The following is a 15917-nucleotide window of genomic DNA, read 5'->3' on the forward strand; positions in this document are numbered from 1 at the left end:
ATAAAGAACCACTGTTTATTTGTTTTATAGTTGTTCTTATACATTAGTCACAGCTAATGTGTACTTAAAAAATTGATCCTATGACTTTGATTGACGTCTCAGTCATGATTAAAATATGATTTTAAACGTTGTTCCTTTGTTAATTTCACTTTTAATTTTAATCGATCCTCCGTTTAATTGAATGATTTTTTGAGCAATAGATAATCCGAGTCCATTACCGCCTTGACTTCTTGAACGAGATTTATCCACTCGATAAAAGCGATCAAAAATGAAATCTTGATCTTCCTCTGGAATACCAATTCCATGATCTGTAATTTCAATTATTTTTTGCTTATTTTTTAACCTTGTCTTAACTTTAATTTTCTTATTCTTCACATCATATTTGATTGCATTATCAATAAAGATTAAAAATAATTGTTCGAATTGATGAGGTTTCATTTTAATTTCTAGATTTTTAGATGTCAGATCCGTATCAAATTGATAATCAGGATGCAATTGTTTTAATGAGTGTATTCGCGAGCGAATTTCATCATTAATATGCACGGTCTGTGCTTCAGAAGAAATGTCATTTACATCTCCTTTAGTCAATTCAAGTAATTCTTCGACTAATTTTATGATACGATTCATTTCTTCAATAGAAATATTTAACGATTCTTCTAATACTGCTGGGTCTTTTTTTCCCCATCGCTGAATCAAATTTAAATGACCTTGAATAATTTGTAATGGTGTTCGTAATTCATGTGACGCATCTTCAACAAATTGTCTTTGTTGATTAAATGATTCTTCAATTTGGCTCATCATCTCATTAAACGTATTTGCTAAATTATCTATTTCTTCATAATTTGTATTTAATTGCAATTTATTTTGAAAACCATCTCGTCGAATCTCAATCATTTTATTTGATAAACTGACAAGCGGTTTAGTAATTTGTGTTGAAAATACATAACTGATTGTGGCAGTTATAATTGTTGCAATCACTCCAAATGCCAGCGCAATGATATACAATGATTTTACGATGTTATCATAATTTTCTAGTGAATGAATTAACAAGCTATACCCTTTGAAATCTTGCGTTGTAATTGGTTCTTTAATAATTAAATATTCAATGCCTTTATAGCGTTTTTTTATTACGCGGTCAAAATAACGGTGTTCATAACCTGGTTCAACTCTCACTGTGTTATCATTCGATGTCTCAAATAATTTATTATTATGCTCATCATAAATAATTATCTCTTGAAAATTACCTAAAGATGCATTCAAGTCTAATGCAGATATATCTTTAACAGGCTTAGAATGAAATAAATTATTAATATCGCTTGAGCTTCGTTCTGCATCATCAAGCTCACTATTATGCAGTGTATCTTTCAAGAAAAAAATAATAATTAAACAAAACAAAAATATCGTGACAAACGTAATCATCGTGGTAACAATAATCCAGTTATTGCGCAATTTACGTTTTGTCATCGTATCACATACCCAACGCCACGAACTGTTTCAATCATTTTGTCACGATCGTATGGTTTTAATTTGTTTCGTAAATATCTTATATAAACATCTACGACATTTGTTTCTACTTCACTATTATAACCCCATACATGATTTAAAATTTGTTCCCGTTGCATAACATGGTTTTTATTTTCAGCAAGAAGATATAGTAAATCATACTCTGTTTTTGTTAATTCAATTTCTGCGCCATTTACCGTCACTTTAAAAGCATTCTTATCAATTGTAATACCATTGACATCGATAATATCTTTTTGTGGCTGACGACGTAAAATCGCACGTATTCTTGCTAAAAGTTCTTCAATATCAAATGGCTTAACTATATAATCGTCTGCACCGTAATCAAGCCCAGCAACTTTGTCATACGTATCACTTTTCGCTGTAATTATAATGATAGGTGTAGATTGTTGTTGTCTAATTTTGCGACAAATTTCTAAGCCATTAATTGACGGCAACATTAAATCTAATATGATTAAATCATAGTAATGGCTAAGCGCTTTATCTAAACCGTCTTGTCCATCATACTCTGTGTCCACATTGTAATTTTCATGTGTGAGTTCCAATTCAAGAAATCTTGCTAAGTTTTGTTCATCTTCTACTATTAAAATTTGCGTCATTTGTACACCTCATATTACGACTTTTTCTAATAAGGTAATATATTTTAAATTTTGTATTTTTCTATACAATAGTTGCTTTTTAAATTAGTTTGTTTACGTTTAAATTTTATCACAAATCAATAACCATGTTTTAAATTTTTCAAGCTACAATCATTAATTATTTATTAACTCAAATATTTAATAATCAGTTAATGGAATTCTGTTAATTCTGATTGCAGTACTTAAATATAGAATACTGTAACACAAGGCCTTACCGCAATATTAATTGTTGTCATATACTGACTTTTCACTATTGTAAAATGAATAGTTATTATCTTTATTTTCACAAAATGACCGTAGTTTAAACATTTCACACATCATTTCAATGTGCGATTTTGAACTTGGAAGTAACATTTCATAATGTATGAATTCAAAAGGAGTATGTAAACAATATAATTTTTAAACCTCATCACTTTTAAATATTCTAATTCTAATGAGAAATACAAATTTTTTTATTTTCTAAAATAGCGTAATCATGCGTTTTATTTACTATTCTTAAAAAATATTCAAAAAAAGTTTTAGTTTCTAATTGACAATGATTCTCACTAATGTATAATAGTAGTTGAAAATGATTATCAATACCACATAGAACATCCCCCCCACAACGTTTCGTTCTTGTTGGATTGGTCATTTTCAAATATTCCCCTTTTATATGCCCGTAAAAGACAATATACGTTATAACAACGTTTTATAAAAGCAGTAAACCCTTACGACACTTTAGGTTTACTGCTTTTGTTTTTTTACTATTTAATTTATTAATTTATTTCTAAGTAATAACGTTGATAAAATAATGCAAAATACGCCACCAATAATGCCGGCAATAATATCTGTTGGATAATGTACACCTAGATATACACGTGATATGGAAATCAATAAAATCATAGCTGCACATAACCCTATAAGAATACCTTTTGAATTACCTTGATTTAATCGATTTAATAGATAGATACCACTTCCAAAATATGCAGTTGATCCCATAGCATGACCGCTAGGAAAACTAAATCCTGTTATATCAATTAAACGCAGCAATGTAGGTCTTTCTCTATCGAATATATTTTTTAATGCTGGATTCAAAATTCCAGATAATGCCATTGTTAATGCAAAAAATAATGCTTCAATTTTGTGGCGCTTTAACATGAGATATGCCACAAGAAGTAATGAAATACATAACATTGCCCAGACTTCACCTACTTTAGTAGCCCCAAGCATGATAGATGTCGTAATAAAGCTCTCTGATGAATATATAAATTCATAAACTTCATTATCAATCCATTTCCCTAGTCTTGATTCGTGGAAAAACGCGATAATTCCAAAAACCAATGTAAAAACGATGAGCAAAGAGATACGTTTCCATTGACTCATAAAGCATTACCCCCCATTAATTCAATGCATCTTTAATCATCTTATCAAATAAAGCTTCTTTCGTATAACTTTGTTCATACGATTTCATATTATTGATAATTCGAGTTCTTTCCTGTTCCATTTCATTTAGTTCTTGTAATAAAATTTGTGCTGTTAATTGTTCTTCATCAATCGCTTTAGCATAACCTTTATCAGCAAAATGATTTGCATTGTCAATTTGGTCGCCTCGGGATTGATCTAAACCTAATGGTACTAATAACATTGGTATACGTAATGTTAAGAACTCATAAATCGCATTTGATCCTGCTCTACTTATTACTGTGTCCGTAATTGCTAATAAATCTGTTAAATCCTCTTTAACAAATTCATATTGTATATATCCTGATTTTTTAACTTGAGCATCTTTTAATCCTTTACCAGTTAAATGTATCACTTGATATTGTTGTAATAATGCATCTAAGTTTTCGCGAATAATGCTATTTAATTTTTTACTTCCTAAGCTTCCACCCATAACGAGTAAAACTTTTTTATTTTCATTAAAGCCTGTTAATTGATAACCATTATGTGCATTACCATTTTTTAAATCTTCTCGAATTGTTGCTCCAATAAAATCAGCTTTCTCTTTAGGTAAGTAGTTTAGCGTTTCTTCAAATGTTGTATATATTTTCTTGGCAAATTTAAGTGCTATCTTATTCGCTAATCCTGGTGTTAAGTCAGATTCATGAATAATAGTTGGTATATTTAATGATTTGGCTGCAATAACAACAGGCACAGATACAAATCCACCTTTTGAAAATAATAGATCAGGTTTTTCTTTTTTCAAAACTTTACGAGCATCAAGAATACCTTTCAATACTTTAAATACGTCTTTGGCATTTTCTAAAGAAATATATCTTCTTAATTTACCACTCGAAATAGGATAATACTTAATTTCTGGTAGTTGTGATTCAATCATTTCTCTTTCAATACCATTTTTAGAACCAATATAAAGCGCTTCATAACCTTGTGATAATGCAGTTGGAATTAAACTTAAATTTACTGATACGTGTCCAACTGTTCCCCCTCCGGTAAATGCGATTTTCGTCATTAATATTACCTCTATTCTTTTAAATTTTTATAATATGCATAAAATGGTTCACCTTTATCATATGGCGGATATTCCATTAATTGTTCACCGACCTTATGAAATCCAAATTTCGCAAATAAACCTTGTGCAGGTTTGTTTAACGCAAAGGTGTCCGTTAAAATAACTTCTGCACCACGTGCTTTAACTACATCAATAACATAATTGAATAATTCTGTAGCAGCTCCTTTATATTCTTTCGAACCAGTTAATCGATGAATAACAAAGGCGCCTTCTCTATTTACTGGCCAGTCAATGTCATCATACCATTCTGCTTGGTCTTGGTCGACAACAATAAAGCCATAAATTTTGTCATTTTCCTCTAATACGTACAAATAATCTTTAGCAATATCTTCTTCAAAATGTTCTAAAAGAGGGTACTGATCGTCCCATTGCTCGTTGTCGTGTTCTTTCATTAATTCTTTTGCTTCTTCTACTAGATTTAAGATTTGATCTAAATCTGACATTTTACCTAGACGGATCATGTACGTCACTCCTTATATCGTTATGTTAAACATGTTTTTCAGTACATGTTAATCTTACACACTATTAACATGCTTTAAACCTTTATTATGAATGAAAAATAGTAATTATCACACTATGGGATAAAAATAACCAATAAAAGTATCATATACCAATTAATTGATTGTTAAAACTTGTGAATAATACTATTTAAAAAGTATATGCTCATAGTATATTAAAGCATGAATTATTAACAGCAATGATAGAAATTGCGTTATTGACATCATTTGTAAATGTCTAATTTATATCTTTTAGAGTTAGACGTCAATAAAAATAAACACGCCTCCTAAATTGCTATCTTTGCAAATTTAGGAGGCGTGTCATTAACATAATAATAATACAATTTTAGTAGTGTGTATCGCTTATTTTAAAATATTAATCAACTTATCGAGAACATCATCATGTTTATTAGCTTTTTCAACTAATAACTCAGTAAATTTATTATTCGTTTCTTTATTAAATTCACCAGTTACCTCAAGTTTATTCGCTTGTTGGAAAGCTTTAACTTGATTTTCTAAAGCTTTATCAAATTGCGTTGATTCATTATCAACTTTATAACCTAAAGCTGATAAACCAATTTTAATAGTTTTAATATTTTTATCATCGTCTCCAACTTTAAATGTTTTCGTATTAGGAATGACATTTAAAGATTGATATTTAGGTGTGTCAATAGTAACGTCTGGTTTAATGCCTTTACCGTGAATATAATGACCATCTGGCGTTAACCATTTCATTTCAGTATATTTTAACAATGAACCATCCTTAAACTCTCTTGTAGTTTGTACGACACCTTTGCCGAATGTTTTTGACCCATAAACTTTAGCTTTATTATAGTCTTTTAGCGCACCAGTAAACACTTCAGAAGCGCTAGCTGAACCTTCATTCACTAAGATGGATATATCCATGTCTTTCGCTTCTTTTAACGCATCATTAGAAGTTTGAATTGCTTCAGTATCTTTACCTTTTTCTAGTTTAACAACAGTTTTTCCTTTATCGATAAAAATATTTGCCATTTTAACAGCTTCATCTAGTAGTCCACCTGGATTATTTCTTAAATCTAAAACAATCTTTTTCAAACCATCTTTGTGAGCTTTTAGAACTGCATCTTTCAATTCACCTGATGTATCATTCTGGAATTTATTAATAGTAATAACTCCAACTTTACCTTTTTTCTTATACTCAACACTTTTAACATGAATTTTTTCACGTTTAATCTTAACGTCTTTTTCTTCACTACCTCGTTGAACAGTTAAAGTGACTTCAGTGTTTTCTTTACCACGAACATCTTTGACAACTTCATCTAATGCTTTACCTTTAATTGATTTTCCATTTACTTTAGTAATGACATCTTTAGGACGAATGCCAGCACGTTCTGCTGGAGATCCCTTCATAGGACTAGTAACCATAATTTGATCATTTTTCTTTTGCATTTCTGCACCAATACCTACAAAATCACCTGAAACACCTTCATTAAAGGATTTCGTTTGTTCTTTTGTTAAATATTCAGAATAAGGATCTTTTAATTCTTTGACCATGCCATCAATTGCAGCTTTACTTAACTTGTCAGAGTCCTGTTTTTTGTAATAATCACTATTTAAGATTTTATACACATTTCCAATTTTATTTAAGTTTGCTTGATCAGTTTTGTTTAAACCACTTATTTTTTGATTTATAAAAATATATGCAACAACTGTGATGACAGCTGTTATTAGGATTGTACCAATTAATATTGATATGAATTGCCAACGTTTTAAGTGAACGCGTTTCGATGAATTAGTTTCTTGGTCTTGATTGCTTGTTGCAATTTCAGCGCGTTCATCATCGGATGAAGATGTGTGTTGCTTATCATCCATTGTATCACTTCCTTATTATGTATTATGTACTTTTAAATTCTGTGTAGTTAATCATATCAATTTATGCAAGATAGCGCACCATATTTCACTATAATTGATTAATTTTTAGTCACAACTTAGTTTATTTTAAATTAAAACCAGGATAACGAATTGCATCACCCTGGTTCTAACTATTATTATTAAAAATTATATTAAAATTTTAGCCATTCCGTATATTCTTCATATAAATCATCAAATACAGACATTGGCAATGTGAAATCACCATGTGTCTCAATATAATCAGACAGTATGTTAAAATCATCATCGTGTTTTGGGAAAGCAAGATCGTCAAATATCTCTTCTGCTAGACGACCTTTATCGTCGTGTCGACCACGAACTGTCATGACAAATTGATAAAACGAATAGTTTTTCATTAGTTCATTGTCACATCAATCACTTTTGTTTCACCTTTAATCACAGCATTTTCATCATAAATATTAATTGAAGCTGCTTGATCAGTGTTAGTAATTATAATTGGTGAAATTACAGATTTAGCGTTATTATTAATATATTCAAGGTTGAATCTTACTAATGGATCTCCGACGTTAACTTCGTCACCACTAGACACTAACACTTCAAATCCTTCACCGTCTAATTGAACTGTGTCTAAACCGATATGAACTAATAATTCTAATCCGTTATCTGCTTTTAACCCAATCGCATGCTTAGTTGGAAAGACATTGTCAACACGTCCTGCAATTGGAGACACAACTTCTCCTTCAGTTGGATTAATACCAAAACCTTCGCCCATCATTTTTTGTGCGAATACAGGATCTGGAATATCTTCAATTTTCACGAATTCTCCAGTTAATGGTGCATAAATTGCGATATCTTTCTGAACTTCTTTGCCTTTTCCGAATAATTTTTTAAACATACTTTCCACTCCTACTTATCAAAATGTGATATTAAATCGCCATAACCCAATTCTTCTAACTTTTCATATGGAATAAATTGAATTGCAGCGGAATTGATACAGTATCTTAAGCCGCCACTTTCTTTAGGTCCATCATTAAAGACATGTCCTAAATGACTATTTGATTCTTCTGAACGCACTTCAGTTCTCAACATACCAAATGATTTGTCGACTAATTCTATAATTTCATCGTCATCAAGCGCTTTGGAAAAGCTAGGCCATCCACATTCAGAATGAAACTTTTCTTCAGATGTAAATAAAGGTTTACCAGAAATTTTATCTACATAAATTCCTTTAGCAAAATGATTCCAATATTCATTCATAAATGGTGGTTCAGTGCCGTTTTCTTGTGTAACAATATATTCTATATCTGTTAGTTCACTTTTATCTTTTTTAAGCATTTTGATTCCCCCAATGTGATTCTATAAACGCTTTTCTACCTGAACCACGTTGATATTGGTAATAATGTACCGGGTTCTTTTTGTAATAATCTTGATGGTAGTCTTCAGCTGGATAGAAATTTTTATATGGTTTAATAGGTGTAATCACTGGTTTCTTGAAAATACCTTGTTCATTTAATTGTTGCTTTTTAAACTCAGCAGCCTTTTTCTGATGTTCATCATGATAGAAAATGACTGGTTGATAGCTTTCGCCTCTATCGAAAAATTGCCCTTGATCATCAGTTGGGTCAAATGTTTTGAAATATATGTCTAATATATTTTCAAAGGAAGTAACCTCTGGATCAAACGTAATTTGTACTGCTTCGACATGGCCGGTTTGATTCGTACATACCTGTTCATAAGTTGGGTTGTCAACATGACCGCCACTATAACCAGATACGACTGACTTGATGCCTGGATATGATGTAAATGGTTTAACCATGCACCAGAAACATCCTCCTGCTAATGTTGCATATTCTTTTGTCATATGAATTACCTCCTCTATCTATCTAATTATAAATTTAGTCTATAAAGGATTGAAATGGAAGTAATTAACACTGAAAAGATTAAATTTACTTCTTAAGGACTACGAGGCCAATCGCACCTTGACCAGTATGTGCAGAAATAACTGGTGTAGTTACATTTATATCGTAATTATTCACATGAAAAGCTTCATTAAAAACTTTCTTCAATTTATCAACATATTCAATGACGTTAGCATGTGCGACACCAATGGATTTGATTTCATGATCTCCTATAAATTCAGCAATTTCCTTTTTCAAGTATTGGATACTAGAATTTTGAGTTCTCGCATTGTGCACAAGCTCTAAGCGACCATCATCTAGTGTACCAATTGGTTTAATTTTCATAAGATTACCAATCAAACCTTTTGTTTTACTAATTCTGCCACCTTTAATTAATTGATTCAATTGCCCTATAACTACAAATAATTTAATGTTTTCTCTTAAATGATTTAACTTTTTAACTATTTCAGAAGTTGAGACACCTTCTTTTACAAGCTCTACTAGGTGTTGTATTTGATACCCTAAACCAAAAGAAATAGATTTTGAATCAATAACAGTTACATTAGCATCTACCATTTGACTTGCTTGGTAAGCAGTGTTATATGTACCACTTAATCCTGAAGAAAGATGAATACTTATGATTTCAGAGCCATCTTTTCCTAGTTCTTCATAAGCAGATATAAATTCACCTATGGCTGGCTGACTTGTCTTTACATCTTCATCATTTTCAATATGATTAATAAATTCTTCTGATGTAATATCTACTTGGTCAACGTATGAAGCTCCTTCAATAGTTAAACTTAAAGGAATTACATGAATGTTGTTTGCTTCTAAGTATTCTTTAGATAAATCGGATGTTGAGTCTGTTACTATAATCTGTTTTGTCATGGTCGTTTTCCCCCTTATTTTTTACGAATTAAATGTAGAAAGGTATGTGGAATTGTATTTTTCTCATCTAGTTTACCTTCAACTGAAGAGGCAACTTCCCAGTCTTCAAATGTATAAGGTGGAAAGAACGTATCACCACGGAATTTACCTTCAATAACAGTAATATACATGTCGTCCACTTTATCAATCATTTCTTCAAATAATGTTTGCCCTCCAAATATGAAAACATGGCCCGGTAGTTGGTAAATATCTTCAATAGAGTGAATTACATCAACGCCCTCTACGTTGAAACTTGTATCTGAAGTAAGTACAACATTTCGACGATTCGGTAGTGGTTTACCAATCGATTCAAATGTCTTACGACCCATTACTAAAGTATGACCTGTTGATAATTTTTTAACATGCTTCAAATCATTTGGTAGGTGCCAAGGTAATTGATTTTCAAAACCAATTACTCGTTGCAAGTCATGTGCAACTAGAATGGATAAAGTCATAATTATCCTCCTTCTTCTATCATTTCATTTTTTATTACTAAGTTATCTTTAATTTAACACAATTTTTATCATAAAGTGTGATAGAAATAATGATTTTGCATAATTTATGAAAACGTTTAACACAAAAAAGTACTTTTTTGCACTTGAAAATACTATGATGTCATTTTGATGTCTATATGGTTAGCTAACTATGCAATGACTACACTGCTATTGGAGCTTTTATTGCTGGATGTGATTCATAGTCAACAATTTCCAAATCTTCATAATTTATGTCGAAAATAGACTTGTCACTGTTAATTTTTAATGTTGGAGGATTGAAGCTTTCACGTGCTAATTGTGTTTGAATCGCATCAATATGATTTGAATAAATATGTGCATCTCCAAATGTATGCACAAATTCACCCACTTCAAGTCCACATTCTTTGGCAATAAGGTGTGTCAATAAAGCGTAGCTTGCGATATTAAATGGCACACCTAAAAAGATATCTGCGCTACGTTGGTATAACTGGCAACTTAACTTACCATCTTGGACATAAAACTGGAACATGGTATGACAAGGCGGAAGTGCCATTGTATCAATTTCTGTTGGATTCCATGCAGATACGATGTGTCGCCTTGAATCTGGATTATGCTTAATTTGTTCAATTACTGTTTTAAGTTGATCAAAATGATTACCATCTTTATCAACCCAATCTCGCCATTGTTTACCATAAACATTTCCTAAATCCCCGAATTGCTTCGCAAATGTATCATCTTCAAGAATACGTTGCTTAAATTGTTTCATTTGTTCTTTATATTGTTCGTTAAATTCAGGATCACTCAATGCACGATGCCCGAAATCTGTCATATCTGGACCTTTATACTCGTCTGATTTGATATAATTTTCAAAAGCCCATTCGTTCCATATATTATTATTATATTTTAATAAGTATTGGATGTTTGTATCTCCTTTAATGAACCATAATAATTCGGTTGCTACTAATTTAAAAGAAACTTTCTTTGTCGTTAATAGTGGAAATCCTTTAGATAAGTCAAAGCGAAGTTGATGACCAAATTTCGAAATCGTACCTGTATTTGTGCGATCATTTCGTGTATTTCCTATTTCTAAAACTTCTTCACAAAGACTGTGATATGCTGCATCAAATGAATTCAACATATGCGATAACACCTCATTTTCATTATTTATAGTATGTATATTTAGTTTGATATAACTTAACTTTATGTAGCATTTTGTTATCACTCATTTTAGGAATATGATATTAATATCATGAATTCCGTTACTTTATTTATAAAATGCTGATTAAGTACCTACCCCATCGTAACGTGATATATGTTTCCAATTGGTAATTGTTTACCCAAATCTATAACTTTAATGCTAAAAAATTTTAAAAAAGAGGTTAACACATGATTTGAATATTATGTTTGATGTCCTATTAAAACAGTTAAATTTCTAGAAAATATAGTTGGTAAAAACGGACTTTATTTAACAAATAGAATACAACTATATTCTCTATTTTCAATGACAGACACCATTTTTAATATTATAAAATGTGTTAACCTTTATATTTATTTATGTGTACTATTTACAATTTTCGTCAAATGCATCCTTTAAGTCCATTGCAATGTCATTAATATCTCTACCTTCGATAAATTCTCTAGGCATAAAATAAACTAAATCTTGACCTTTGAATAAAGCATACGAAGGACTAGATGGTGCTTGCTGAATGAATTCTCGCATTGTAGCAGTTGCTTCTTTATCTTGCCCAGCAAAAACTGTAACTGTATTTGTAGGTCTATGTTCATTTTGTGTTGCAACTGCTACTGCAGCTGGTCTTGCTAATCCAGCTGCACAGCCGCATGTAGAGTTAATAACTACAAAAGTAGTGTCATCAGCATTTACTTGGTTCATATACTCCGATACTGCTTCGCTCGTTTCTAAACTTGTAAAACCATTTTGAGTTAATTCGCCACGCATTTGTTGCGCAATTTCTTTCATATAAGCATCATATGCATTCATATTTAATTCCTCCAATTAAATTGTTCTGTTTGCCATTTGTTTCCATACTGAACCAAGTGCTTCATCTCCGTTTTCAATACGAGATATGGCCATTTCAATTTGTAATTTAACTTCAAACGCATTGTCATTAATATGGGCTTTTAGTGCGGGAAGCTGCTCTGCATTACCTTCATCAAAGATAAACATAGCAGCACGCCACCTAACGATTTTCTGTGGATCATCTAATAGTAGCACCATTTCTGGTAGTGCCTCTGGATACCCTAAATCGCTTATGCAATCCCCTGCTGTTCTTCTTACAGCAGGACTTTTATCACGAAGCCCCTTATATAAATACGGTAAAATTTCTTTACTTTCAATCATACCTAATAATACAATCGCTTGACGTCTAACCGGTACTTTTTCATCAGATAAAGCTAAATCAAGCAGCGGTATATCTTCAAAAGTCGGCTTTGGAAAATGGTTTAATATTCGTAATCGAGTCTTCCAATTATCAGTTGCATGATATTCATCCAAAGAGACATGTCGATAGAAATGATAATTATTAATTGCGTGATTTTCTTCTAAAGCATGTTTTACCAATACGGGTAACTGTGATTCTGGATAGGTAGCTAGCACTTCTTCTAGGACACCATCCATTACTTCTTCAATATTTCCATAGCGATTTCCTAAATCTAGCCATTTACGCATAAAAACAATATTGTCATGTGCTGTTTGCGCTTGAGTCATATGATCAACATATGTTTGTGGTAATTGTTCTCTTAATTCTTGGTCAGCAGAAGTTAGCTTAATTTGATACGGTATACCCTTAAAAGTTAATAATTCAGCTTTAATTTCACCAAAATGATTGTCAATTTGAGGTTCATTTACAGATTCTAAAACCTTATTCGCATCAGAAAAAGCAGCTTTAATATCAGGTAATATGACTTCCCAATCAGCTTTTGGTGCCTTATCAACAGCTAAGAAGTTCATGACATGAAAAATGGAAGTGATACCATCTATAGATAACAACTGATTTATAAATCTTGGTTGTGTTTCTTCTACTTTTTTATAAGTATTAGATAACTTGTCTTCTCTTGTATATGACAAAACAACTTTCATTGTATTTGGACTTGGTGTTGGCTCTATACGTAAAATTTCCATATACTTTATCCCCCCCGAATACTAGTTGATGAAAAATTTATTCGAATACAGCCTCTACTTTTGGCAATACTGTTTCCCAATTTGCGTCATTTTCTTTATCTACTGAAATAAAGTCCATAACATGGAAAATTGATTTAACGCCTTCAACCTTTAAGATGTCATTAATAAATGCTGGCTGTGAATCATCAACTTTAGTATACGTATCTGATGTCATACCTTCTCTGCTTTCACTAAGTGTAATCTTCATTGTGTTGTGGTTCGGTGTTTCTGATATAGATATAATTTTCATTTGACTTCCTCCTATTGAAGTTCATTTCCTAATTGTTTTATTTCTTTCCCTATTGAACACTCATTGATACAAAAATGATGCGCCTTCGTTTTCCCCTCTAATTTACGCAGACGAGTTTTGATTGGACATTGATTGCAATAAGTATTCATTAAATCATCTATTTTCGCGAGTGCATTTTGCTCTGAAAAAGTTAAAATACGCGACACTTCCTTTATTACTTCAAAATATTGCAACCTTGTAAATAAGTGTTACTGTTTTAAATTTGACATAAAAATATTATAACATTTTTGACCCTAAGATTTGAATGAAACCTTTTACAATTCTATACGTAAAATGTATTTATATTCAAATGCTATTGCATCGCAAACGATTTTTCAGTAAAATGAGTAAGTTATTTATTGAGCGGTTTCTAAACACCCGCATGATCAAAATTTAGGAGGACATTTTAATATGTATAATGAAATTTTAGGACTAGTTACGTTTATTGCAACGTTCGTACTTATGGTACTTATGTATCGCTTTTTTGGTAAACAAGGTTTAATTGCATGGGTTGCAATTGGCACAATCATTGCCAACATACAAGTGATTAAAACTGTAGAAATCTTTGGTATTTCAGCAACTTTAGGTAATGTCATGTTTGCTTCTATTTATTTAGCAACAGATATTTTAAATGATATTTATGGGCGTAGAGTTGCAAAAAGAGCAGTTTGGTTAGGCTTTTCATCAACATTAATTATGATTATTGTTATGCAATTGTCATTACATTTTATTCCTGCACCAGAAGATATGGCACAAAAAGCATTACACGCAATCTTTGATGTTGTGCCACGTATTGCTTTAGGCTCAATTGTCGCATATATTATTGGTCAACATATTGATGTATTTATCTTTTCACTAATTAAAAAAGTATTTAGTTCTGATAAAACGTTTTTCATCCGTGCATATGGTAGTACATTTTTAAGCTCAATAATTGATACAGCTTTATTTGTAGCTATCGCTTTTATCGGAAGTTTACCTGGTACAGTTGTATTTGAAATATTTATTACAACTTACGTATTAAAATTAGCTTCAACAGTTTTCAATGTACCATTTGGATATATTGCTAAATCATTTTATCGTAAAGGTAAGATTGATAAGTTAGATCAAGGCTATTAACGCACTTACCACACAAAAGAATAAGTTTTAAGGGAGTGGGACAGAAATGATATTTTCGCAAAATTTATTTCGTCGTCCCACCCCGGCTTGCATTGTCTGTAGAAATTGGGAATCCAATTTCTCTTTGTTGGGGCCCATCCCCAACTTGCACATTATTGTAAGCTGACTTTTCGTCAGCTTCTTTGTTGGGGCCCACACCCCAACTCGCATTGCCTGTAGAATTTCTTTTCGAAATTCTCTGTGTTGGGGCCCCTGACTAGAATTGAAAAAAGCTTGTTACAAGCGCATTTTTGTTCAGTCAACTACTGCCAATATAACATCGTAGAGCATAGAACATTGATTTATGTCCCAGCCTGAAGATGATTTTTTTGGAAGTATATTACAGTACTACGTATTAGAAAATCATCTTTGAATCAGCGAGTATTTTAAACACGTGTTACTTATTTAAGTGATGCGTGTTTTTTAATGGATTACCCAACATATTTTGTATTACAGTAATAGTAACTTTAACTAAGTATTGAATAGAAAGTAGGTTTATTATGGCGAAAATAAATTTTGATGCTGCGACGAAAGGAAATCCAGGCATAAGTACATGTGCCATTGTAATCAAAGAAGATGAGCAGCATTATACATATACACATGAGTTAGGCGAAATGGATAACCACACTGCAGAATGGGCTGCATGTATTTATGCACTAGAACATGCACGTGAATTAAATGTTCAAAACGCACTATTATATACAGACTCAAAGCTAATTGCAGATAGCATTGAAGCTGGTTATGTGAAAAACGCAAATTTCAAACCTTATTTTGATCAAATAGAAATATTTGAAAAAGATTTTGATTTATTATTTGTTAAATGGATACCGAGAGAACAAAACAAAGAAGCGAATCAACACGCTCAACAGGCATTGTATAAATTAATTAAAAAGAATAAATAAAAGGAGCACCGACTGATGTGATGTCAATCGGTGCTCCTCTATTTATCAAAGAAACAAA

General features: G+C 31.5%; 22 protein-coding genes. 2 read left to right on the forward strand and 20 right to left on the reverse strand.

The genetic code is table 11. The annotated features are described in order from the left end of the window. Positions 1-108 precede the first annotated feature (108 nt). From arlS to IDG63_RS14890, 19 genes are all read right to left on the reverse strand, one after another. Positions 109-1464 carry a sensor histidine kinase ArlS gene (gene arlS / locus IDG63_RS06205; protein ID WP_000166801.1) on the reverse strand — a complete coding sequence of 452 codons (1356 nt, stop codon included), beginning with the start codon at positions 1462-1464 and terminating at the stop codon, positions 109-111. Continuing rightward, complete coding sequence (gene arlR, locus IDG63_RS06210) at positions 1461-2120, reverse strand: response regulator transcription factor ArlR (protein ID WP_000192137.1); 660 nt, start codon at positions 2118-2120, stop codon at positions 1461-1463. Before arlR ends, arlS begins: the two co-directional genes overlap by 4 nt. Positions 2121-2381: 261 nt before the next feature. Continuing rightward, a complete protein-coding gene (locus IDG63_RS06215) occupies positions 2382-2513 on the reverse strand; it encodes a hypothetical protein (RefSeq protein WP_001788795.1) in 132 nt (43 codons plus the stop codon). Between the two features lie 76 nt (positions 2514-2589). Further along, entirely contained in the window at positions 2590-2790 is a 201-nt protein-coding gene (locus IDG63_RS06220) for a hypothetical protein (protein ID WP_000184336.1), read from the reverse strand. Between the two features lie 116 nt (positions 2791-2906). Beyond that, positions 2907-3521 carry a phosphatase PAP2 family protein gene (locus IDG63_RS06225; RefSeq protein WP_000084773.1) on the reverse strand — a complete coding sequence of 205 codons (615 nt, stop codon included), beginning with the start codon at positions 3519-3521 and terminating at the stop codon, positions 2907-2909. A 16-nt stretch (positions 3522-3537) separates the two neighbouring features. Continuing rightward, positions 3538-4608, reverse strand: coding sequence for an undecaprenyldiphospho-muramoylpentapeptide beta-N-acetylglucosaminyltransferase (locus IDG63_RS06230; protein WP_000160904.1), 1071 nt, complete (start codon positions 4606-4608; stop codon positions 3538-3540). A gap of 11 nt (positions 4609-4619) precedes the next feature. Further along, the gene (locus tag IDG63_RS06235; protein ID WP_000620194.1) at positions 4620-5129 is read right to left on the reverse strand and encodes a GNAT family N-acetyltransferase; all 510 of its coding nucleotides are present in this window, start codon (positions 5127-5129) and stop codon (positions 4620-4622) included. A 399-nt stretch (positions 5130-5528) separates the two neighbouring features. Continuing rightward, the gene (locus IDG63_RS06240; RefSeq protein ID WP_086095931.1) at positions 5529-7019 is read right to left on the reverse strand and encodes a S41 family peptidase; all 1491 of its coding nucleotides are present in this window, start codon (positions 7017-7019) and stop codon (positions 5529-5531) included. 191 nt (positions 7020-7210) lie between these two features. Continuing rightward, positions 7211-7432, reverse strand: a complete 222-nt coding sequence (locus IDG63_RS06245; protein WP_000801007.1) for a YozE family protein — start codon at positions 7430-7432, stop codon at positions 7211-7213. Further along, positions 7432-7932: a PTS sugar transporter subunit IIA gene (locus tag IDG63_RS06250; RefSeq protein WP_000473652.1), complete on the reverse strand. Its 501-nt coding sequence runs from the start codon at positions 7930-7932 to the stop codon at positions 7432-7434. Before IDG63_RS06250 ends, IDG63_RS06245 begins: the two co-directional genes overlap by 1 nt. Before the next feature lie 11 nt (positions 7933-7943). Continuing rightward, positions 7944-8372: a peptide-methionine (R)-S-oxide reductase MsrB gene (gene msrB / locus IDG63_RS06255; protein ID WP_000913315.1), complete on the reverse strand. Its 429-nt coding sequence runs from the start codon at positions 8370-8372 to the stop codon at positions 7944-7946. Then, positions 8365-8898 carry a peptide-methionine (S)-S-oxide reductase MsrA gene (gene msrA, locus IDG63_RS06260; RefSeq protein ID WP_000159902.1) on the reverse strand — a complete coding sequence of 178 codons (534 nt, stop codon included), beginning with the start codon at positions 8896-8898 and terminating at the stop codon, positions 8365-8367. Before msrA ends, msrB begins: the two co-directional genes overlap by 8 nt. 85 nt (positions 8899-8983) lie before the next feature. After that, positions 8984-9823 carry a fatty acid kinase binding subunit FakB2 gene (fakB2, locus tag IDG63_RS06265; protein ID WP_000166059.1) on the reverse strand — a complete coding sequence of 280 codons (840 nt, stop codon included), beginning with the start codon at positions 9821-9823 and terminating at the stop codon, positions 8984-8986. Positions 9824-9837: 14 nt separating this feature from the next. Further along, positions 9838-10317, reverse strand: coding sequence for a dihydrofolate reductase (locus IDG63_RS06270; RefSeq protein WP_000175746.1), 480 nt, complete (start codon positions 10315-10317; stop codon positions 9838-9840). 199 nt (positions 10318-10516) lie between these two features. Continuing rightward, entirely contained in the window at positions 10517-11473 is a 957-nt protein-coding gene (locus IDG63_RS06275) for a thymidylate synthase (protein WP_000934885.1), read from the reverse strand. A gap of 423 nt (positions 11474-11896) precedes the next feature. Continuing rightward, positions 11897-12334: a bacilliredoxin BrxA gene (gene brxA / locus IDG63_RS06280; protein ID WP_000995287.1), complete on the reverse strand. Its 438-nt coding sequence runs from the start codon at positions 12332-12334 to the stop codon at positions 11897-11899. Positions 12335-12349: 15 nt separating this feature from the next. Next, a complete protein-coding gene (locus IDG63_RS06285) occupies positions 12350-13474 on the reverse strand; it encodes a virulence factor (RefSeq protein ID WP_000404641.1) in 1125 nt (374 codons plus the stop codon). A 37-nt stretch (positions 13475-13511) separates the two neighbouring features. Continuing rightward, positions 13512-13763 carry a NifU N-terminal domain-containing protein gene (locus tag IDG63_RS06290; protein ID WP_000691942.1) on the reverse strand — a complete coding sequence of 84 codons (252 nt, stop codon included), beginning with the start codon at positions 13761-13763 and terminating at the stop codon, positions 13512-13514. Positions 13764-13774: 11 nt separating this feature from the next. Continuing rightward, a complete protein-coding gene (locus IDG63_RS14890; RefSeq protein WP_001795441.1) occupies positions 13775-13969 on the reverse strand; it encodes a zinc-finger domain-containing protein in 195 nt (64 codons plus the stop codon). A 244-nt stretch (positions 13970-14213) separates the two neighbouring features. On the opposite strand from IDG63_RS14890, the gene IDG63_RS06300 reads away from it, so the two are divergent. Next, a complete protein-coding gene (locus tag IDG63_RS06300) occupies positions 14214-14918 on the forward strand; it encodes a queuosine precursor transporter (protein WP_000282171.1) in 705 nt (234 codons plus the stop codon). Between the two features lie 64 nt (positions 14919-14982). On the opposite strand, the gene IDG63_RS14895 is transcribed toward IDG63_RS06300, so the two are convergent. Next, positions 14983-15114 carry a hypothetical protein gene (locus IDG63_RS14895; RefSeq protein WP_000529128.1) on the reverse strand — a complete coding sequence of 44 codons (132 nt, stop codon included), beginning with the start codon at positions 15112-15114 and terminating at the stop codon, positions 14983-14985. Positions 15115-15457: 343 nt separating this feature from the next. On the opposite strand from IDG63_RS14895, the gene IDG63_RS06305 reads away from it, so the two are divergent. After that, the gene (locus tag IDG63_RS06305; protein WP_001062936.1) at positions 15458-15859 is read left to right on the forward strand and encodes a ribonuclease HI family protein; all 402 of its coding nucleotides are present in this window, start codon (positions 15458-15460) and stop codon (positions 15857-15859) included. Positions 15860-15917 lie beyond the last annotated feature (58 nt).

The organism is Staphylococcus sp. EG-SA-14, assembly GCF_017151935.1.
Taxonomy (GTDB): Bacteria; Bacillota; Bacilli; order Staphylococcales; family Staphylococcaceae; genus Staphylococcus; species Staphylococcus aureus.